The following is a 19,542-nucleotide window of genomic DNA, read 5'->3' as shown; positions in this document are numbered from 1 at the left end:
ATGGGCTGTTTGTATGCTTCTCGCCAAACGTTTCGGTCATGGACGCTTTCATTATAGGGTCGCGTGCTAGAATCTTCAAAGAATTAAGCTCCATTGGGCGCAGCGCGTTGATGGGGCTGCGCTTTTTTCTATAGGGCAAGCAAGTGGCGCAAGCGCCAGTCAGTGAGGTTGTATGAATATCGCACATGGTCTGCCGGATAATTTCAATGCTGACAGCTACGACGTCCTCGTCGTCGGTGCGGGTTATGCAGGAGCAGTATGTGCCCGCCGCCTGGCAGAGGCCCTGAACTTCAAGGTCTGCATCGTTGAGCGCCGCGACCACATCGCGGGCAACGCCTACGACTATGAGGACGAGGCAGGCATCCTCGTCCACAAGTATGGTCCGCATATCTACCATACGTACAACGACCGCGTGCATGACTTCCTGTCCCGCTTCACTGAGTGGACGGACTATCAGCACAAGGTGCTTGCAAACATCCATGGCACGCTCATGCCGGTGCCGTTCAACCACCAGTCGCTGAAGCTTGCCTTCGGCGAGGAGAAGGGCGAGCACCTCTACCGCAAGCTCGTCGCAACGTTCGGCCAGGACAAGAAGGTCCCCATCCTCGAGCTCCGCGAGAAGAACGATCCTGAGCTCGCTGAGGTTGCAGACTACGTCTACGAGAACGTCTTCCTGCACTACACGATGAAGCAGTGGGGCAAGACTCCCGACCAGATCGATCCTGCTGTCATGGGCCGCGTGCCGGTCTTCGTCGGCGACGACGACCGCTACTTCCCGCAGGCACCGCACCAGGGCATGCCGAAGGATGGCTACACGAAGCTCTTCGAGAACATGCTGAACCACGACCTGATCGATGTCTTCCTCGATGTCGATGTCCGCTCAATCATGCAGCTCACCGACACCTCTGTCATGGTGTGCGGCAAGCCTTATGGCGGCGAGGTCATCTACACCGGCGCTCTCGACGAGCTCTTCGGCTTCGACGAGGGTCCGCTTCCGTACCGCACGGTCGACATGGTCTTCGAGACGCTTCCCGAGGACCTGTTCCAGCCGGTCGGCACCGTGAACTACACGGTTTCCGAGAACTTCACGCGCATCACGGAGTTCAAGAACATGACAGGCCAGGTCGTTCCCGGCAAGACCACGATCATGCGCGAGTACTCCCGCACGTATCTTCCGGGCGTCGGCGAGACCCCGTACTATGTCATCAACGAGCCTGAGAACATCGAGCTCTATCATGGCTACCGCGACCGTGTCGCGAAGCTCGTGAACTTCCATCCGGTGGGCAGGCTTGCAGAGTACCGCTACTACGATATGGACGGCGTAACGGCATCAGCTCTCGAGCTTTCCGACGAGATCATTGCCCATCATTAGGGGGAGTATGCGCAAGACGATAACCTTCGGCATTCCCTGCTACAACTCCGCCGAGTACATGGACCACTGCATCTCGTCCATCCTCGATGGATCGGGACGGGCCGAGGATGTCCAGATTGTGATTGTGGACGATGGCTCCGTGAAGGACAACACGGCTGAGAAGGCCGATGAATGGCAGGAACGCTATCCTGACATCATCAAGGCTGTCCATCAGCCGAATGGCGGCCACGGCATCGCGGTCCTTTCCGGCCTCAAGAACGCTGACGGCGTCTATTACAAGGTCGTCGACTCCGATGACTGGCTGGATGCAGACGCGCTCCAGGCGCTTCTGGCAAAGCTCCGCGAGTTCATCGAGACCGATACCCGTGTCGACCTCGTGATCACGAACTATGTATATGAGCATGTCGAGGACGGCAAGCAGAATGTCGTGGACTATGGCTTCGCACTGCCGAAGAACAAGATCATGGGCTGGGACCAGATCGGCCACTTCAACATGAGCCAGAACCTCCTCATGCACTCGCTCTGCTACCGCACGGACGTCCTGCGCCGGGGCGGCATCCCCATGCCTGCGCATACATTCTACGTGGACAACATCTATGCCTATGTGCCGCTGCCACGCTGCGAGACTCTTTATTACCTCGATGTGGACCTCTACCGCTACTTCATCGGCCGCGAGGACCAGTCAGTAAACGAGTCGGTCATGACGAGCAGGATCGACCAGCAGCTCAGGATCACGCGCATCATGATGCATTCCTATCACCTGTACGACGACATCAAGTCGCGCAAGCTCAGGAACTACATGCTGAACTACTTCACGCTCATGATGGCAGTCTGCTCGATCTTCTCGAAGCTCTCCGACAAGCCGGGTGCCGAGGACAACCTCAAGGCCATCTGGTGCGAGCTCCAGCACTACGACGAGAAGATGTACGCGAGGGCGCGCCGCGGCCTTGTGGGCATCGCGACGAACTTCCCGACCGAGACCGGCAAGAAGGTCACGATCGGCATCTACCACATCGCCCAGAAGCTCGTGAAGTTCAACTGAGCATCTGAACAAGAACACGTAAGAAGGCGCCAGTCCCTTGGACCGGCGCCTTCTTCTATCTCTGGAATTTCTTGTCTCAGATTTCGGAATCGAAGCTCGATGCAGCCTTGAGGCCGAAGGCAGGCCTGGCTTCGCGTGCGGCATCCGCAATCGCGCGCTCGATGGCCCGCACGGCAAGCGTGCCGACGAGGTCGACGGGTGTCTCCAGGGAGCCGGAAGCCATCACGAAGATCGTGTCGCCGTCGTTTGTCGTGTGCGTCGGCCGTATCGCATGGGCGTAGCCGTCTGCTGCCATCTGCGCGACCTTTGTTGCCTCTGCCTTCGTGAGGCGGGCGTTCGTGACGATGCAGGAAATCGTCGTATTCGTGCGGGCAAGCGGCATCACGAGCGATGTGCTGGCAGCGATGAGCGCATCCTCTTCGTTGACAATGTGCGTGCCGTCCTCTGAGAGGAGTCCTGAGAGGGGTTTTCCTGTCTCGGGGTCACATATGTTGCCGACAGCATTGACGGCGCTCAGAGCGCCTACGAGAAGCTCTCCGGCAGACTCAACATCCTCGCCGAGGCCGCTCTTCATGGAGCGCTCAGGCCCTTCGAGCTTGCCGACCGTGCAGCCGCATCCGGCACCCACATTGCCGCGGGCGAGCGGCTTATCCTTCTCCTCGAAGGCATTGGCGACAGATTGGGCGCCCTCTTCCATGCCGGGGCGCACCGTAGCAGAGCCGCAGGCAAGGTCGAAGAGGCAGGCAGAGGAGACGATAGGGACGATGCCGACACCGACATCGAGGCCCACACCCCTGCGCTCAAGCTCCTCAGCAGCGCCAGAAGCGGCTGCAAGGCCGTATGCGGAGCCTCCGGAGAGCATGACGCAATGGAGGACATTCACGGTCTCCTCGGGCCTGAGAAGGTCTGTCTCGCGTGTTGCAGGTGCTCCTCCACGCACGTCCACAGCGCCTGTCGCACCTTTCGGGCAGACGATGGCAGTGCATCCTGTTCCTGCCTCTGCCAGCGTTGCGTGCCCTGCAAGAAAGCCCGGGATGTCACGGATGGATCTATGCATGCTCGTTTCCTCCTCTGAGGATATCTTCGACGAGAGCTGTGCCATAAGAGGGTGCCATGAGCTCGCGGACGACGCGGGTGAGCGGAAGTCCCATGATCGTGTAGAAGTCGCCTTCGATATGCTTCACGAGCAGGCGCCCTCTGCCCTGGATCCCATAGGCTCCTGCTTTGTCGGACGGCTCTCCTGACGCCACATAGGCAGCAATCTCCTCATCGCTCAGCTCATAGAACGTGACCTTGGCCGTATCGACAAGCGAATGCACAGAGCCATCCTTCACGAAGGCAGCTCCGGTCGAGACAAAGTGTGTCGCACCGGAAAGCTCATGGAGCATCTCTTCCGCGTGAGCGGTATCTCTGGGCTTTCCCAGCACCTCTCCCGACTCAAGCCAGACGATCGTGTCGGCAGCAAGGATGGCAGGGGAGGAGGCATCGTCTGCATGGCGGTGAGCTACCGCTTCTGCCTTCGTCTTTGCAAGACGCTCGACCAAGGCTTCGGGGGCCTCGCCGGCATGTCTCGTCTCGTCGATGTCTGCCGGCTCGACGGTGGGTGCAAATCCTGCCTGCATGAGGATCTCGAGCCTTCTCGGCGACTGCGACGCAAGTATCAAAACAAGACCTCTTTCCAGAAAAAAGGCGGAGGCAAAAGCCCCCGCCCTCTGTGCCAGATATGGCAGATGCTACTCGACGGTAATTGCGCCGACGGGGCAGTTGTCTGCCGCCTCCTGTGCGGAGTCCTCGTTCTCCTCGGGAACCTCGTCGACGATAGCCTCAGCGGTGCCCTCGTCGCCGATTGCGAAAACCTCGGGGCAGGTGCTCTCGCAGAGACCGCAGCCGATGCACTCTTCGCTGACAGATGCCTTCATGATGTCATCCTCTCACTTGTTCTGACATAAGGTGGCCCGAGCCCCTCGCTCAGGCACGTACCTTTTGTACACTTTCTTGCCCAGAAACGCCAGTGTCTTGCAAACCTTTTTGGCAGTCGGTGGACAATGCCGTCCATCTTCTGCCGAAAATATCTCTCTGAGCCCCCCGGAAAGGACCGAAGGCTCAGAGAGAAAGGCTGCTGCTGTGGATGACAATCTATCGCTGGGCAGGACGCACACGCTTGAGCAATGTCACGGTCTCGACGTGGAAGCTCTGGGGGAAGAGATCGACAGGCTGCATCTTCTTGGCCTCGAACGTGCCTTCATCCTCGAAGCGGGCGATATCGCGGGCAAGCGTTGCCGGATCGCATGAGACATAGGCGATGGCACGTGCCGGCTGCTCGGAGAGCTGATGAACGACATCTGCGGCAAGTCCTGCACGCGGCGGATCGACGACGATGATGTCAGCGTCAGTATCAGGAAACTCGCGTCCTGCATCGCCGCCGATCGCATCGACATTCTCGAGACGGGCATCCTTGAGGTTGCGGCTGAGGTCGCGGACGGCCGGGCCATAAGACTCGACAGCAGAGACGAAGGAGGTGCGCTCGGCAAGCGGCAATGTGAACGTGCCGGCGCCGCAGTAGAGATCCATCGCCTCATCGTCCTCGTCAGGCTCGAGCCAGTCGAGGACTGTGTGCACGAGCGTCTCTGCGCCCTTCGTGTTGACCTGGAAGAAGGAAGGGGCTGAGATGCGCATTGTGTTGTGGACAAGGCGCTCAGACCAGAAGCCATCTCCTGCCAGGCACTCGACACCTGCAATCTTCCGTGCCTTCTGCGGTCCCTTGGACATGACTCGCACGAGCGAGGTGACCTTGGCGCCTTCGGTGATGACCTTCGCGGCGGCAGCGCGCGGGAAGGCGGAAGGAGACGTCCAGAGGGCGACCTCCGTTGCATGCGTGCGGGCGGAGGTGCGGATGCCGATGCGGTCGAACGTGAGTCCGTGGAAGTTCGCAAGATAGGTCACAGAGCCAGACACTGCCTTCACGAGCTTCTCTGAGCCCTTCTGGAGAAGCGGGCAGGTCGGGACCTTGATGACAGAGCCATCGAGAGCATGCATGCCGACGATGGTGCGCTTGCCCTGACGGGCAAAGGCAAGCTCGACCTTGTTGCGGTAGCCCCAAGGATCTCCTGGCGCGGCGCAGGGAAGGACAAGCTCCTCTGCTCGGTCCTGGGGGATGTGCCCGATGCGGACAAGCGCATCCACGACATGAGCCCTTTTGGCCTCGAGCTGGGCCTCGTACCTGATATTGCCCCAGGGGCAGCCGCCGCAGATGCCGACAAAGGGGCAGGGTGCCTTCACACGGTCAGGCGATGCCTCAAGGATACGGACCGTCTTCGCCTTCGCGAAGCGCTGCCCTTCTTCATAGATCTCTGCCTCGACGGTATCGCCGGGAATGGCGCCCTGGACGAAGATGGCACGGCCATCTTCGTCTCTGGCTATGGCGTCCGGTCCATAGGTGAGCCGGTCGATCTTGAGCTGTATGGTCTTCGATGCTGCTTCTGCCATGTGCTAGCGGTCACCCCCAAAGAGGGTCCTGAAGGCCTCGCCGAAGAGGTGCCCTGCACGGGCAAGGCGCGAAGGCTGAGGCGCAGGAGCCTGGTAGGGGCGCGGCGCTGGCTTCGGTGCAGGTGCCGCTGCAGGCGCTGGAGCGGGCTTGGGTGCAGCCGCTGGTGCCGCTGCAGGAGCTGCGGCCTTCGGTGCAGGTTCCGGTGCAGGTGTGGGGATAGGCTCGGGTGCCGCTGCAGGAGCAGGTGCAGGAGCAGCATGCTTCGGAGCGGGTGCAGGTGCTGCTGCCTCTGCCTCCTCGCGCGCCTCTTCTTCGGCAGCGAGCTTTGCGTCTGCATCAGACACGAACGGCTCGAGCAGGGTCGGAATCTCAGGTACCGGCGTGGATTCGAGGCCGGGATGCGAACGTCTCCAGGCAAGCTTCATGAGCTCATCCTGACTGTTGATGGCAGCTTCGCCCTCTGCCCTCGGAATCGGCTCCCAGGTGCCATCCACGGTTAGTTGGCGTGCCTTCACATTGTCGGCAAGCTGCAGGTTCATGTACTTGATCACAAGCTGGCGGCAGACAGGGTCCTTCACCGGGTAGGCAATCTCGACGCGGCGCTCCGTGTTTCTTGTCATCATGTCGGCACTCGAGAGGTAGACCGTGTCGATCTTGGCGCCGAAGGCGTAGACACGGGCATGCTCGAGGAAGCGGCCGACGATCTGGTGGACGATGAGGCCATCGGTCTTGCCGGGCACGTTTGCCTTGATGCAGCAGATGCCGCGGACGATCAGGATGACACGGACGCCTGCCTCGCAGGCCTCGGAGATCTTGTCGATCACGTCACGGTCGGTGAGCGAGTTCATCTTGAGGAAGGCCTGGGCAGGCTCGCCTGCGCGGGCACGTGCAATCTCGCGGTCGAGGCCGCCCATGATCTGGGGCTTGAGCCCGATCGGGGCGACACGAAGATACTTGTAGCGGCCGGCAAGGTTTCCGAGCGAGAGGTTCCTGAAGAAGGCGTTGCCGTCCTCGCCGATGCCCGGATGTGCCGTCATGAGCATGAAGTCGGAGTAGAGACGTGCGGTCTTCTCATTGAAGTTGCCGGTGCCAAGGCACGTGATGCGCGTGAACTTGCCGCCGTCGTGGTAGGTGATCTGGCAGATCTTCGAATGGACCTTGTAGCCCTCCTGGCCATAGATGACGGTGCAGCCGGCATCTTCGAGGCGCTCTGCCCAGGCGATGTTGTTCGCCTCGTCGAAGCGGGCGCGGAGCTCCATCAAGACCGTGACATCCTTTCCATTCTCGGCAGCAGCGATGAGGCTCTCGCAGAGGCGGGAGTGCTTCGCGACACGGTAGAGCGTGATCTTGATCGTGATGCAGGAGTCATCGGTCGATGCCTCGCGCAGAAGGTCGAGAAGCGGATCCATCGACTCATACGGATAGAAGAGCAGGACGTCGTGGTCCTCGATCTGCTCCCTCATCGGGACGCCCTTCTTCACCATCGGCGACAGCTGCGGCTCGAACGGGCTGTAGAGGAGCTGTGCACGCTCGGACTTCGGGATCATGTCCTCGAGCGCGAAGATGTAGCCCTGGTCGAGCGAGGAGCGCACATGGAAGACGCGCTCGGGTGTGAGGCCAAGCTCCTTGCGGATGAGCTTCTCATGGTTCTTGGAGAGCGTGCCCTCGACTTCGAGGCGGATCGGCTGAAGGCGCATGCGCTTCTTCAGCACCTTCTTCATGTGGAGGCGGTAGTCCTCCTCTTCCTCGACGCCCTCGCCGTCAGGATCGATGTCGGCGTTCCTGGTGACGCGGATCGTGGCGGCGCCCGCCGGCACATAGGAGCCGAAGCAGCTGCCGAGCTCCTGGATGATGAGGTCCTCGAGCAGGACATAGCGCATATGGCGGTCATCGCCCGGAAGCATCACGATGCGGTCGAGCGAAGGCGGCACCTCGATCATGCCGAGGACGCCGGACTCCTCCGGGCCGTCAAGCGAGGTGAGGACATAGAGGACGCCGTTCCTGAGGTTCGGGAACGGGTGCCTCGGATCTATGACCAGAGGCGAGATGACGGGGGCGACCTGCGTCTCGAAGCTCTTGTGAAGAGACACCATGTCGGCGTCGGTCAGGTCCTGGGCAGACACATGGATGAGGCCATGGGCTGCCAGCGCCTCCTCGAGCTCCTCGAAGGCACGGTCATGCTTCTCGAGATACTCGGGCAGAAGCGAGAGCAGCGTGGCCAGCTGCTCGGAGGGCGTCATGTTGCTCTTGTTGTCGGATGGCTGCTTCTTCAAAGCCGAGAGGTCCGTCAAGCCGCCGACACGGATCATGAACCACTCGTCGAGGTTCGAGGAGAAGATCGAGACGAACTTGAAGCGCTCGAAGAGCGGCACGGATGGGTCGAAGGCCTCATCGAGGACGCGGTTGTCGAAGCGCAGCCAGCTCACCTCGCGGTTCTGCGTGTAGGAGTAGTCGCGCTTGCGCTTGCCTTCGCCGTCGATCTCGGTCTCGTTGTCGGCGAACTTGGCAGCGCGGTGCTCGAGATCGGTGCTGACGGAATCCGTTTCAGGTGCAGCGTCGGGCACGGCCTTCGTCGCGGCGTCCTGATTGGCAGCGTTGCCTGCATCTGCTGTAACCATGATCTTGCCTTCCTTTCGAAGGGGCAGAGATATGTAAAAGAGGTAGCAGATATATTCTAGCAGCTGGCATCTCAGCTGAATGTAAAGCCTGATGGTTACGCCGATATCGTATGCCCGAAACATGTTCGACGTCTGCATGCGCTACGCTTAATCCACACTGCAGGCCATATGACGAGTCGGAGGCAAATACATGAGCGTGAACCTCAGCGGCAGGAGCTTTCTGAAGCTTCTCGATTTCACTCCTGAAGAGATCGAGTATCTCCTCGATCTCTCGGCAGAGCTCAAGCGCAAGAAGCATGCAGGGGAGCCGCACCGCTACCTCGAGGGCAAGAACATCGTGCTCCTCTTCGAGAAGACATCGACGCGCACACGCTGCTCGTTCGAGGTCGGCGGCCACGATCTCGGCATGAATGTCACCTATCTCGATCCCGGCACCTCGCAGATGGGCAAGAAGGAGTCCATCGAGGATACGGCCCGGGTCTTGGGCCGCATGTTTGACGGTATCGAGTACCGCGGATTCGCGCAGGAGCGCGTCGAGACCCTCGCCAAGTATGCGGGCGTCCCTGTCTGGAATGGCCTCACGACCGAGTTCCACCCGACGCAGATGATTGCAGACATCCTCACGATGCGTGAGGAGTTCGGACGCGACCTGCATGGACGCAAGCTCACGTTCATGGGCGATGCCAGGAACAACGTCGCCAACTCCCTCATGGTCGTCTGCGCAAAGCTCGGCATCGACTTCTGTGCCTGCGGACCGAAGGAGAACATGCCGGAAGAGGGTCTTGTCGCTACCTGCGAGAAGATTGCCGCCGAGACAGGCGCTCATCTCACCTTCACGTCCGATGTCGCAGAAGGTGCAAAGGATGCTTCTGTCATCTATACGGACATCTGGGTCTCCATGGGCGAGCCCGACGAGCTCTGGGGCAAGAGGATCGAGCTCATGCGTCCCTACCAGGTGAACGAGAAGATGTTCGAGGCCGCAGCCCCCGATGCGATCTTCATGCACTGCCTGCCGAGCTTCCATGACCGGAAGACCACAATCGGAGAGAAGATCTTCGAGAAGTATGGCCTGCCCGAGCTTGAGGTCACAAACGACGTCTTCGAGGGCCCGCGTTCGCGCGTCTTCGACGAGGCAGAGAACCGCATGCATACGATCAAGGCCGTCATGTATGCAACGCTCAAGGACCCCGAGTAATCCTGTACGTCTCAGAGAGCATTGACAGGAAGCGGAGCCCCTGCAGGTTGCAGAGGCTCCGCTTCGTCTTGAATATCTATCTTTCCTTCAGGTGCTAGTACACCATGCCCATAGCCTCGCGGACCTCTTCCAAGGTCTTCTCGGCCACTTCCTGTGCCTTGCGGTTCCCCTCATGCAGCACATCCTGGATGTAGGGGAGGTCATTCTCGTACTTGTGGCGCTTCTCGCGGATCGGGGCGAAGTAGGTGTTCACAGCCTCGGTCGTGTATCGCTTGAGCTGGCCTGCGCCGCCCATGCCGATCTCGTCTGCAATCTCCTTGGGGTCGCGGCCCGTGCAGATGCCTGCCGTCGTCAGGAGCGCCGAGACGCCCGGCCTGTTCTCGGGGTCAAACGTGATGTTTCGCTCGGAGTCTGTCTTCGACTTCTTGATGAGCTTCGCTGTCTCCTCCTCGGTCATGCACAGAGAGATAGCGTTGCCGTAGGACTTGCTCATCTTGCGGCCATCAAGGCCGGGAAGAAGCGGCGTCGAGGTGAGGAGTCCTGCTACCTCCGGGAAGACCTTCGCGTTGAAGCGCTCGTTGAAGCGGCGGCCGATCTTGTCCGTGATCTCGATGTGCGGCAGCTGGTCGCGGCCCACGGGCACGATGTTGCCCTTGCAGAAGAGGATGTCGCAGGCCTGGTGGACCGGGTAGGTCAGAAGAAGGCCGGTGAGCGTATGGCCCGATGCCTCCTGCTCGGCCTTGACGGTCGGGTTGCGCTCGAGCTCCGACTTGGAGACAAGCGAGAGGAAGGGCAGCATGAGCTGGTTCTCGGCAGGGACGGCCGAGTGGGTGAAGATCATGGTCTTTTCGGGGTCGATGCCGCAGGCGAGATAGTCCATGACCATGTTGTATACATTGTCGCGGATATGCTCGGTCGTGTCGCGGTCGGTGATGACCTGGTAGTCGGCAATCACGATGTTCGTCTTGACGCCGAGGTTCTGCAGGCGCACGCGCTCGCGGATCGTGCCGAAATAGTGGCCGAGGTGCAGACGTCCGGTCGGACGGTCGCCCGTGAGCATGGTATAGCCTTCGGTCTTGCCGGACTCGATGTCCGTCTGGATCTTGTTGGAGCGCTCAAGCGCCGCTTCGTAGCTGCCTTCGTTTGGCATAATGGCATCTCCTCGTTCAAGCTTGTGTTACGGTTGGATATGTATATCCAACGGAATTTACGCACGGACTACAATGGTAGCAGACGTTCGTGACGGCTTAGCCGAAGGCAGGAAGAGAAGGTGCCGGAATTGTCTGCGTTCCGGAACCACGATCGGGAGGAGACGGTTGCATGCCTAGTTCATGTGGCTTCGATGCAGACAAGACCGCCATCCGCCAGCAGTATCTGATCATGCGGCGTGCCACATCCTCGGTCGTACGCAGGAATGCCGACGACCTCATCCGCGAGGCAGTGGAGGCGCTGCCCGAGTATGAAGCAGCCGACCTCGTCCTTTCCTATGTCTCGTTTGCAGACGAAATCGATACGCACCGTATCATCGAAGATGCGCTCGCTGCAGGGAAACGGGTTGCCGTGCCGAAGTGCCTGCCAGGCAGGAAGATGGAATTCTTCGAGATAGGATCTCTCGAAGAGCTCGTGCCAGGAACTCTCGGAATCCTGGAGCCCGTGCCGGATGAAGAGCGTCTTGTCAAGCCTGCCATGTGCAAGGGGTCCGTCTGCCTTGTGCCGGGCCTTGTCTTTGACGGAGAAGGCTATCGTATCGGCTATGGTGCTGGCTACTACGACCGCTTCCTTGCTTTCTATATGGGGGAGAAGCTTGGCCTTGTCCGCTCCATGCAGGTGAGCTCGAATCCTCTGCCTCGTGGTGCCCACGATATCCATGTGGATACGCTTGTCACCGATATGGGCTGCTTCCGCATCAGCTACCGGTAGGGCCTAAATCCATAGCTCAGGCTGTCCTGATCGCCTTCCGGCGCATGAAGAAGGAATAGGCTCAAGCGGCAAGCACGCCGTACATCATGGCAGGCGGCCAGATGGCTGCAGATGCAGCCAGGTCGACAAGCTTGATTGCGATGTCGGGGCTGAGAAGATGGCGGTAGCTGCGGGAAGAAGCGAGGAGCGCCTCGACATCGGCATTCGGCTTCTCGAGGGTCCGATGGAGCATCCAGTTTGCACCGGTCATGACAAGGACCACAAGGCCATAGGCGCACTGCATGATGCGATTGCCGAAATGCCTGCTGACGAGGTCGGTCGTGTAGGGGATGAGAGAGGCGAAGAAAAGCAGCACGAGCGTCCACAGGACACACGCGCTGTCTATGCGCCCGGCCGTGTCCCAAACCTCGCTGAGTCCCATCCAGAGCGAGCCCAGCCAGAAGAAGGAAAGGGCATAGGAGAAACAGCTCATGTGGAGGTCCCAGAAGCCCTCGAGCGTGGGCTCTTTCGGTGCATCGAGAGCAAGCACGAGTATGGTCATGATGAGAGCGAGGATGGCATCAGCGAATGCTGCAAGCCGTTCCTTGCTCATGGTCTGTCCTTCCGAGACGATCTGGCTGGATGTTCTCTTCGAGACAAGCCTCTGCCTCATGGGACAGGCTTCAGATGGGAGGCTCAGCAAATCAGCATGCACGCAGTGCATGCTGGCAGGAGCCATGAAGATGTGCTGCCAATAAAGAAAGCCGCCCAGAAGGCGGCTTTTCTGAACTTGTGCTCTGCAGATGACAGCTAGGCTTCCTGCTCCTGCCTGTCGAGGTAGTCGCGCATATCGAGGATGGCCTTGCGGTAGCCCTGGATGCCCATGCCCATGATGGTCTCGAACGCTGCCTCGCGCACATAGGAGATCTGGCGGAAGGATTCGCGCTCGTTCACCTTCGAGATGTGGACCTCGATGGTCGGAATCTGGATGGCCTTGATGGTGTCGAGGATTGCGACAGACGTGTGCGTATAGGCGCCCGGATTGATCACAAGGCCGTCGAATACCTGCCAGGCATCCTGGATCTCATCGACGATGTCTCCCTCGTGGTTCGACTGGAAGCAGAAGCAGTCATCAAAGCCTGCCTCCTTCGCGGTCTTCTGGCAGAGGACGAGAAGCGCCCCGAAGTCCTCGGTGCCATAGAGCTCCGGCTCGCGGATGCCGAGCATGTTGATGTTCGGGCCGTTGATGACAAGAAGGCGGCGCTTGTGGGGAGCATCCTTCCCAGCAGCTGACTGCTTTTCATCTGCATGAGCAGAGGGCGCAAGCTTCGGGCCTCGTGAGACGTTCGGTACTTCCTTCTGGGGAACGCTCTTGGGAGAGGAGCTGTCTGGGAACATCGAGCGAAGCATGTCGAGATCTTCGGATTCCATGTCTGAGCGGGAGCGCTCAGAGTTGGCCTTGACCTGGATGCTGTAGGAACGCCTGCGCTCGGGCGGCACGACCGGAGCTGCCTTTGCAGGCTGGCTCTCAGGCTCCATATCCTGCGAGATATCGCAGAGCTGCTGGAACGACTGGTAGATATCGTCGATTACATTCGGGCCGAACACGACCTCGATGCCATTCGAGCCTCTCTTGGTCATGCCGAGAACGCTTGCGATGGACGTCAGCTTCTCCCGGTCGATGAGATCGGGGTTCTCCACCTTAATCCGCAACCTTGTCATGCATATTGTGTTCTCAAGCACGTTCTGCTTTCCGCCTACTGCAGAAAGCACAAGTTCGGCCGTATTTCGTTCATCCATGAAGTGCCTTCGTAATTAGAAACAAGTAGTTTGCCGTTCTCAGTCTATGGAGTTCGACGCCCCAATGGAAGAGGCCAGCGGCGGACGGGCCGAGGGGTCTGCAAACGGCATGAATCATTCAGCTTTCGTTCGGACCTACAGCCCCAGGCGCGCAATGATTGCCGCCGCATCGCCCTTCGGCGTCCCGGTGCAGGGAAGCACGAGGTCTGCCCAGGCACGGTAGAGCGGCAGACGCTCCTCGGCGAGCTTCTCCAGGCCTTTGCTCTGGGAGAGCGGGCGTCCCTTCGTCTCGAGCGTCTCGATGGGACGGTCGAGCATGATGATGAAGGAGTTCTGGTGGAGGAGCGGGTAGTTCTGAGGAACCGTGACGACGCCTCCGCCACAGGAGATCACAAGGCCCGAACGCGAGGCAGTCTTTGCAAGAAGGGCGCTCTCCTGCTGCCGGAAGGCCTTCTCGCCGTCTTCCGTGATCGCTTCTGCGGCAGATCTGCCATATTCCATCTGGTAGGCATCGTCCATATCGATGAAGGGGCGGTGGAGCACGTGCGCCAGGTGCTTGCCGGTCGTCGTCTTGCCAGATCCTGGCATGCCGATGAGGACAAGATTGTCTGTCGTGGCCAGGATGTCCTGCTCGATCTTCGCAATGGCCTCCTCGGGGATATCCTTGCCCTGGAAGAGCTCGCTTGCAAAGTAGGCCTGGGCGACAAGCATGGAAAGGCCTGAAGCAGACGGGAGCCCGAGCTTCTCTGCAGCAAGGCAGATGCCGGTACGCCTGGGGTTGTAGACCACATCGAGGACGCCTTCGAGGCGGGACAGCTTCGCTAGCGTCTCCTCATCCACTGGCGTTGCAGGGCAGGAAGGATACATGCCGACAGGCGTGGTATTGACGATGAGGGAGGCATCGGCGTGGCGCTCGAGAAGCGTCTCGTAGGTGTCGTCTCCCTTGCGGGAGATGACAGAGACTTCGGCTTCGGCATCTCTGAGAGCTGCCTGCACGGCCTGGCTGGCGCCGCCGCTTCCGAGCACGAGCACAGGCTTGCCGGAGAGCGCGTCCTTGGCAGATGCTGCCCCCAGCTCCTCTCTCGAGAAGCGCTCGAGGAGATACGCAAAGCCCAGGACATCCGTGTTCTCTGCGAAGATCGAGCCATCGGCGCGCTTCACGAGCGTGTTCGAGACGCCGAGGCGCTCTACGCGCTCTGAGCGCACATCTGCCAGACGTGCAGCATCCCTCTTGTAGGGAATCGTGACGTTCAGGCCCTGCCAGGAGCCCTCGCGCACGAATGGCTCTACCTCTTCGGGCTCGAGCTCGATCAGATCGTACGGTGCGCTTCCCAGCTCCTTGTGGATGAGGGCCGAGTAGCTATGGCCGAGCTTCCTGCCAAGAAGGCCGAAGCGGTGGGCATTCGTATCCATGGAACTCCTAAACGATCTCGCGGTAGCTGCCGAGGTAGCGGTATTCCTCGCAGATGTCGCCGAGCGAATTGATGAGGGTCGCAAATTCGGGGGCTTCGACAGGGCATTCGATATCGAAGTAGAACATGAACTCGAAGTCGCGGTTCGGAAGCGGGCGGCTCTCGAGCTTCACGAGGTTGATATCGAGGGCATAGAAGCGGGAGAGCACCTTGTAGAGGGCTCCCGGCTCGTGGTTCACGATCAGCATGAGGGAGGAGCGGTCGGCTCCCGGGTAGATTGTGAGGTCCTTTGCGATGCAGGCAAAGCGCGTGAAGTTGTTGCCGGTGTCCTGGACGGAACGGGCGAGGATATCGAGGCCATAGAGCTCGGCGCAGGCACGGCTCGAAAGGGCAGCGACATCGGTGCGGTCGCTCTCTGCGACCATCTTTGCTGCCATTGCCGTGTTCTCGACGACGTGCACCTTCATCTCGGGATGTGCCGAGAGGAACTGCCTTGACTGGCGGATCGCCTGTTCATGGCTATAGATATCCCGGATGTCCGAGAGCTCGGTGCCATGCTTTGCGAGCACGTTGTGATCGATCTTGATGCGTGTCGAGCGTACGATCGAGAAGTTGTGCTGCATCATCAGATCGTAGACCGCATTCACGGTGCCGGCGGTCGAGTTCTCGACGGGAAGCACGCCGTACTGGCAGAAGCCCTGCTCGACGGCACGGAAGACTGCGTCGAAGGAGTCGAAGTACGAGATCGTCGGGTGCTTGAAGATGCGGTCTGCCGCTATCTGCGAATAGGCACCCTCGACGCCCTGGCAGGCTACATAGGCGGTCTGCGGGAAGAGCTTCGGCTCATGCTGGATGGCATCATAGATGCGGGTGCCGACATTGCTCATGACACCGAGGTCGTCATATTCCTGAGCGCGTGCTGCCTCCATGAGAAGGCCCATGAGTACCTGTGCATAGTTGCGGTACTGGGCAGGCACGGCTTCGGCGACGGCTGCGAGCTTCTGGCGCTCACGGGTCTTGTCGAGAATCGGCAGGTTGTGGGCGCTCTTGTAGGCAGCCACTTCGTCGGCACACGCCATGCGTTCCTGGAAGAGGCCGAGAATGCTGGTATCGATGCGGTCGAGATCGGCGCGGATTTCAGAAAGTTCTCTCACGGACGTCCTCACTTCTTCTGGAAGAGGGTATCGGCAGGGTAGCTGAGCCAGGCATCGAGGAGAGACAGCGCTGTGACTGCCTCGACGACCGGCACGGCACGCGTGACGATGCAGGGGTCGTGGCGGCCATGGACCTCGAGCTCGGCGGGCTCCATATGGGCAAGGTCGACGGATTGCTGCGGACGCGAGATGCTCGAGGTCGGCTTCATGGCAATCCTGAAGAGGAGCGGTGCTCCGGTCGTGATGCCGCCCAGGATGCCGCCGGCATTGTTCGTGGCCGGCACGCATGCGCCATCCTTGACGATGAAGGGATCGTTGTTCTCGGAGCCATGCATGTGTGCCATCTCGAAGCCGCGGCCGAACTCGATGCCCTTGACGCCGGGAATGCCGAAGATATTGCGCGCCAGGATGTTCTCCATACCGTCGAACATGGGCGAGCCGATGCCTGCGGGAAGGCCGGTGGCGACGCATTCGATCTCGCCGCCGACGGAATCCTTGGCGCGTCTTGCCTTGTCGATCTCTCCAAGCATCGCTTCGGATGCACTGGCATCGATCACGGAAAGTATCGTCTCATGCCTCTGTATCGTGGCTATCTGCTGGGCCAGGAGCTCTCGGGATTCAGGGGTGTTCTCGAAGGCAGCAAAGCGCGTATCGGCCGCATCTCCTATGCGCGAGAGGTGCGCTGCAATGGATACGCCCTGCTCCGAAAGGATCTGGAGCGCGATGGCGCCGGCAAAGCAGAGAGGGGCTGTGAGCCTGCCCGAGAAATGGCCGCCGCCTCTGATATCGTGGGCAGAGCCCCACTTCGCCCAGGCACAGAAATCGGAATGGCCCGGACGCGGAACCTGGGCGATGTTCTTGTAGTCCTGGGAGCGGGTATTCGTGTTCCTGATGATGCAGGCAAGAGGGGTCCCGCAGGTGAGGCCTTCTGCATCGAGGCCGGAGACGACCTCGGGCAGGTCTGCCTCCTTGCGGGGCGTCGTCCAGGCGCCCTGTCCAGGAGCACGTCTTCCCATGAACTCCTTCACGGCGTCCATGTCGATCTTGATGCCGGAAGGAAGGCCGGAGATCACGCAGCCGATGGCTTCGGAATGGGACTGGCCGAAGACGGAGACCGTAAGCGTCTCTCCCATGGTCGATGGCATCTAGGACTCCTTCCTGACAACCCCGCCGAGCGAGGAGAGGTCCTCGAAGAAGGCAGGATATGATTTCTGGACGCATTCGGCACCGACGATCTTGGTCGGACCGTCTGCCTTCGTGGCAGCAATGGCTGCCGCCATTGCGATGCGGTGATCGTTTGCCGCATCGACGGTGCCGCCTGAAAGCGACCCCGTGCCTTCGATTGCAAGGGAGTCGTCCTCGATCGTGACCTGGGCACCCATTGCGTTGAGTGCGGCGGCACACGTCTTGAGACGGTCGGACTCCTTGAGACGGAGCCTCCCTGCATTCGTCAGGTGCGTCGTTCCTTTCGCGTAGCAGGCAACGGCAGCAAGTGCCGGCACAAGGTCCGGTATGTCATGCACGTCGATAGAGATGGCATCGAGCCTGTCATGCACGATCGTGACGCGGGAATCCTTGCGGGAGATCCGGGCACCGAAGAGGGCAAGCGCGCCCAGTATGTTGCGGTCTCCCTGGACGCTTGCGAGATCCATGCCGGTGATGGAGACAGGGTGTTCGCTCAGTGCTCCTGCGCAGAGCCAGAAGGCGGCATTCGACCAGTCGCCTTCGACGACGAAGGTGCCTGGTGAGGTCGGAGGGGTCGATGCCGGCGATGCCATGATCGCGAGGCACCTCGTCCCATCCTCTGCCGTCTCAGGCGCGCTCATCACATCGATGCCGAAGCGCTGCATCGTATCGATCGTGAGATTGATGTAGGGACGCGATTCGACCGGCTCCTCTACGAGGATGCGCACCGGTCCCGCCATGAGAGGCGAGGCCAGAAGGAGCCCTGAGACGAACTGTGACGAGACGTCGCCCGGAATGCGGAACGAGCGCTCCTTGAGCTTGCCCGAAAGGGTGAGAGGGAACGTCCCCTGAGGAGAGAGCGTGCAGCCGCCAGCGGCGAGGAGCTCGTAGAGAGGCGAGAGCGGACGCTCGGCGAGGCGTCCCTGTCCTGTGAAGCTCGCACCCGATCCCAAGGCAGCGACGACGGGCAGCATGAAGCGCAGGGTCGAGCCCGATTCTCCGCAGTCCAGCACGGCATTCTTCCTGCCCTGACGGATATTGTCTGTAGCAGAGGTCCCCTGGAGCGGCTCCACATGGAAGCCTGCCTCGGTGCGCATGACCTTGGCGCCAAGGGCCGTGAGCACGCGCGCTGTCGCATCGATGTCCTTCGATGTCGCATTGCAGACGATATCGGTCGGGCTCGGACAGAGGGCAGCGAGGATGAGAGCGCGGTGTGCCACGGACTTCGAGGCGATGGCCTCGACCGTGCCGCCAAGCTCATGGGGGAAGACGGTCATATCCATAAGCTAGACGCTCCTTCCGCAGCCAAGGTCGATGAGCTCTCTCAGCTCATCGAGCGATACGGTCCTGAGCGAGACCTTGCCTATGGCCTCAGGCACAGCGATATTCACGGACGAGGCATGGCGCTTCTTGTCATGTGCGGCAAACGAGAGGATCGTGTCATGGGGAAGGGAGGTGTCGGTGGGCATGCCATGGGCCTCGACAAGACGCTCGATGCGTGCTGCTGTGGCTTCGTCGCACCAGCCCTTCTTCTCGGCTGCCCATGCCATGCAGCACAGCCCTATCGCTACACACGTGCCATGGCCGAGCTCGAAGTCGGAAGCGGCCTCGACGGCATGTCCGATCGTATGTCCCAGGTTGAGTACCTGGCGCCTGCCGTGCTCCTTCTCGTCGGTCGCTACGACATCGCGCTTGATCTCGATGTTTCTGGCAACGACGTCTGCAAGCTCGCCTTCCGAGAGGCCAGGCGTCGTGAGCGGCGTCTTCTCGAGGCGGCTGAAGAGATCGGGGCCGGAAAGGACGGCATGCTTTATGACCTCGCCGCAGGAATCGCGGAAGAGGTCGTGAGAGATCGTCTTGAAGCATTCGACATCGGCGACAACGGAAGCAGGCTGCCAGAAGGCGCCGACAAGGTTCTTGCCTTCGGGGAGGTCGACAGCTGTCTTTCCTCCGACAGAGGAGTCGACCATTGCAAGAAGCGAGGTGGGCACCTGCACGACCTCGATGCCGCGCTGGTAGAGGGCAGCGGCGAGGCCGCCCATGTCTCCTGTGACGCCGCCGCCGACAGCGACGACGATATCGTCACGCGTAAGCGAGGCATCGGCCATGTCTTCGAGGATGCGTTCGAGCGTCGAGAGGCGCTTGTGCTCCTCTCCTGCAGGAAAGACGCTTCTCGAAACGCGGTAGCCTGCCTTCTCGAGCGAGGATGCTACCTTGTCTGCATAGAGCGGGGCGACGTTGGAGTCGCTCACGATGCAGGCGCAATTGCCGCCAGCAGCCTTCCTTGCATAGGTGCCCACTTCGGAGAGGATGCCCGCACCCACATGGCAGAGATAGCGCTTCGTGGTAGTGGGGACCTCTATCGTATGCTCAGCCAT

17 protein-coding genes are annotated in these 19,542 nt (G+C 60.4%); 4 read left to right on the top strand and 13 right to left on the bottom strand.

Translation table 11 applies throughout. The features are described 5' to 3' along the window. The first annotated feature begins 172 nt into the window (after positions 1 to 172). Together glf and VXJ24_RS05870 are read left to right on the top strand one after the other, a co-directional pair. Positions 173 to 1,372, top strand: coding sequence for a UDP-galactopyranose mutase (glf, locus tag VXJ24_RS05875; RefSeq protein ID WP_330971989.1), 1,200 nt, complete (start codon positions 173 to 175; stop codon positions 1,370 to 1,372). A 7-nt stretch (positions 1,373 to 1,379) separates the two neighbouring features. After that, a complete protein-coding gene (locus VXJ24_RS05870) occupies positions 1,380 to 2,414 on the top strand; it encodes a glycosyltransferase family 2 protein (protein WP_330971988.1) in 1,035 nt (344 codons plus the stop codon). 76 nt (positions 2,415 to 2,490) lie between these two features. Here the strand turns inward: VXJ24_RS05870 and VXJ24_RS05865 are convergent, their stop codons facing one another. The 5 genes from VXJ24_RS05865 to ppk1 all read right to left on the bottom strand — a co-directional run bounded on the left by VXJ24_RS05865 (position 2,491) and on the right by ppk1 (position 8,519). Further along, on the bottom strand, positions 2,491 to 3,471 hold the full coding sequence (locus VXJ24_RS05865) for a P1 family peptidase (protein WP_330971987.1): 981 nt from the start codon (positions 3,469 to 3,471) through the stop codon (positions 2,491 to 2,493). Next, complete coding sequence (locus VXJ24_RS05860) at positions 3,464 to 4,078, bottom strand: Maf family protein (protein ID WP_330971986.1); 615 nt, start codon at positions 4,076 to 4,078, stop codon at positions 3,464 to 3,466. Before VXJ24_RS05860 ends, VXJ24_RS05865 begins: the two co-directional genes overlap by 8 nt. 69 nt (positions 4,079 to 4,147) lie before the next feature. Continuing rightward, the gene (locus VXJ24_RS05855) at positions 4,148 to 4,333 is read right to left on the bottom strand and encodes a ferredoxin (protein ID WP_330971985.1); all 186 of its coding nucleotides are present in this window, start codon (positions 4,331 to 4,333) and stop codon (positions 4,148 to 4,150) included. Between the two features lie 217 nt (positions 4,334 to 4,550). Beyond that, positions 4,551 to 5,900 (bottom strand): 23S rRNA (uracil(1939)-C(5))-methyltransferase RlmD, encoded by a 1,350-nt coding sequence (gene rlmD, locus VXJ24_RS05850; RefSeq protein WP_330971984.1) that lies wholly within the window; start codon positions 5,898 to 5,900, stop codon positions 4,551 to 4,553. Between the two features lie 3 nt (positions 5,901 to 5,903). Further along, entirely contained in the window at positions 5,904 to 8,519 is a 2,616-nt protein-coding gene (gene ppk1, locus VXJ24_RS05845) for a polyphosphate kinase 1 (protein WP_330971983.1), read from the bottom strand. Positions 8,520 to 8,709: 190 nt separating this feature from the next. Between ppk1 and argF the strand changes: the two genes are divergently transcribed. Then, entirely contained in the window at positions 8,710 to 9,714 is a 1,005-nt protein-coding gene (argF, locus tag VXJ24_RS05840; RefSeq protein WP_330971982.1) for an ornithine carbamoyltransferase, read from the top strand. A 94-nt stretch (positions 9,715 to 9,808) separates the two neighbouring features. On the opposite strand, the gene trpS is transcribed toward argF, so the two are convergent. Further along, entirely contained in the window at positions 9,809 to 10,864 is a 1,056-nt protein-coding gene (trpS, locus tag VXJ24_RS05835) for a tryptophan--tRNA ligase (RefSeq protein ID WP_330971981.1), read from the bottom strand. A 170-nt stretch (positions 10,865 to 11,034) separates the two neighbouring features. On the opposite strand from trpS, the gene VXJ24_RS05830 reads away from it, so the two are divergent. Continuing rightward, a complete protein-coding gene (locus VXJ24_RS05830) occupies positions 11,035 to 11,634 on the top strand; it encodes a 5-formyltetrahydrofolate cyclo-ligase (RefSeq protein WP_330971980.1) in 600 nt (199 codons plus the stop codon). 61 nt (positions 11,635 to 11,695) lie between these two features. Here the strand turns inward: VXJ24_RS05830 and VXJ24_RS05825 are convergent, their stop codons facing one another. From VXJ24_RS05825 to aroB, 7 genes are all read right to left on the bottom strand, one after another. Next, complete coding sequence (locus VXJ24_RS05825) at positions 11,696 to 12,226, bottom strand: TMEM175 family protein (protein ID WP_330971979.1); 531 nt, start codon at positions 12,224 to 12,226, stop codon at positions 11,696 to 11,698. Positions 12,227 to 12,423: 197 nt separating this feature from the next. Then, on the bottom strand, positions 12,424 to 13,413 hold the full coding sequence (locus VXJ24_RS05820; protein WP_330971978.1) for a type II 3-dehydroquinate dehydratase: 990 nt from the start codon (positions 13,411 to 13,413) through the stop codon (positions 12,424 to 12,426). 135 nt (positions 13,414 to 13,548) lie between these two features. Further along, on the bottom strand, positions 13,549 to 14,826 hold the full coding sequence (locus VXJ24_RS05815; RefSeq protein WP_330971977.1) for a shikimate kinase: 1,278 nt from the start codon (positions 14,824 to 14,826) through the stop codon (positions 13,549 to 13,551). 7 nt (positions 14,827 to 14,833) lie between these two features. Further along, positions 14,834 to 15,979, bottom strand: a complete 1,146-nt coding sequence (gene pheA, locus VXJ24_RS05810; protein ID WP_330971976.1) for a prephenate dehydratase — start codon at positions 15,977 to 15,979, stop codon at positions 14,834 to 14,836. Between the two features lie 8 nt (positions 15,980 to 15,987). Further along, a complete protein-coding gene (gene aroC / locus VXJ24_RS05805) occupies positions 15,988 to 17,124 on the bottom strand; it encodes a chorismate synthase (RefSeq protein ID WP_330971975.1) in 1,137 nt (378 codons plus the stop codon). Further along, the gene (gene aroA, locus VXJ24_RS05800; RefSeq protein WP_330971974.1) at positions 17,125 to 18,447 is read right to left on the bottom strand and encodes a 3-phosphoshikimate 1-carboxyvinyltransferase; all 1,323 of its coding nucleotides are present in this window, start codon (positions 18,445 to 18,447) and stop codon (positions 17,125 to 17,127) included. Positions 18,448 to 18,450: 3 nt separating this feature from the next. Beyond that, the gene (gene aroB / locus VXJ24_RS05795) at positions 18,451 to 19,542 is read right to left on the bottom strand and encodes a 3-dehydroquinate synthase (RefSeq protein WP_330971973.1); all 1,092 of its coding nucleotides are present in this window, start codon (positions 19,540 to 19,542) and stop codon (positions 18,451 to 18,453) included.

Origin of the sequence: Olsenella kribbiana (assembly GCF_036408795.1) — a bacterium.
Taxonomy (GTDB): domain Bacteria; phylum Actinomycetota; class Coriobacteriia; order Coriobacteriales; family Atopobiaceae; genus Olsenella_L; species Olsenella_L kribbiana.
Note: the sequence above shows the minus strand (reverse complement) of the source record. Positions and strands in the feature narration are given on the sequence as shown.

Coding starts and splice junctions, on each gene's coding strand:
- glf (WP_330971989.1), top strand. CDS start 173: ATGAATATCGCACATGGTCTGCCGGATAATTTCAATGCTGACAGCTAC.
- VXJ24_RS05870 (WP_330971988.1), top strand. CDS start 1,380: ATGCGCAAGACGATAACCTTCGGCATTCCCTGCTACAACTCCGCCGAG.
- VXJ24_RS05865 (WP_330971987.1), bottom strand. CDS start 3,471: ATGCATAGATCCATCCGTGACATCCCGGGCTTTCTTGCAGGGCACGCA.
- VXJ24_RS05855 (WP_330971985.1), bottom strand. CDS start 4,333: ATGAAGGCATCTGTCAGCGAAGAGTGCATCGGCTGCGGTCTCTGCGAG.
- rlmD (WP_330971984.1), bottom strand. CDS start 5,900: ATGGCAGAAGCAGCATCGAAGACCATACAGCTCAAGATCGACCGGCTC.
- ppk1 (WP_330971983.1), bottom strand. CDS start 8,519: ATGGTTACAGCAGATGCAGGCAACGCTGCCAATCAGGACGCCGCGACG.
- argF (WP_330971982.1), top strand. CDS start 8,710: ATGAGCGTGAACCTCAGCGGCAGGAGCTTTCTGAAGCTTCTCGATTTC.
- trpS (WP_330971981.1), bottom strand. CDS start 10,864: ATGCCAAACGAAGGCAGCTACGAAGCGGCGCTTGAGCGCTCCAACAAG.
- VXJ24_RS05830 (WP_330971980.1), top strand. CDS start 11,035: ATGCCTAGTTCATGTGGCTTCGATGCAGACAAGACCGCCATCCGCCAG.
- VXJ24_RS05825 (WP_330971979.1), bottom strand. CDS start 12,226: ATGAGCAAGGAACGGCTTGCAGCATTCGCTGATGCCATCCTCGCTCTC.
- VXJ24_RS05820 (WP_330971978.1), bottom strand. CDS start 13,413: ATGGATGAACGAAATACGGCCGAACTTGTGCTTTCTGCAGTAGGCGGA.
- VXJ24_RS05815 (WP_330971977.1), bottom strand. CDS start 14,826: ATGGATACGAATGCCCACCGCTTCGGCCTTCTTGGCAGGAAGCTCGGC.
- aroC (WP_330971975.1), bottom strand. CDS start 17,124: ATGCCATCGACCATGGGAGAGACGCTTACGGTCTCCGTCTTCGGCCAG.
- aroA (WP_330971974.1), bottom strand. CDS start 18,447: ATGGATATGACCGTCTTCCCCCATGAGCTTGGCGGCACGGTCGAGGCC.
- aroB (WP_330971973.1), bottom strand. CDS start 19,542: ATGGCTGAGCATACGATAGAGGTCCCCACTACCACGAAGCGCTATCTC.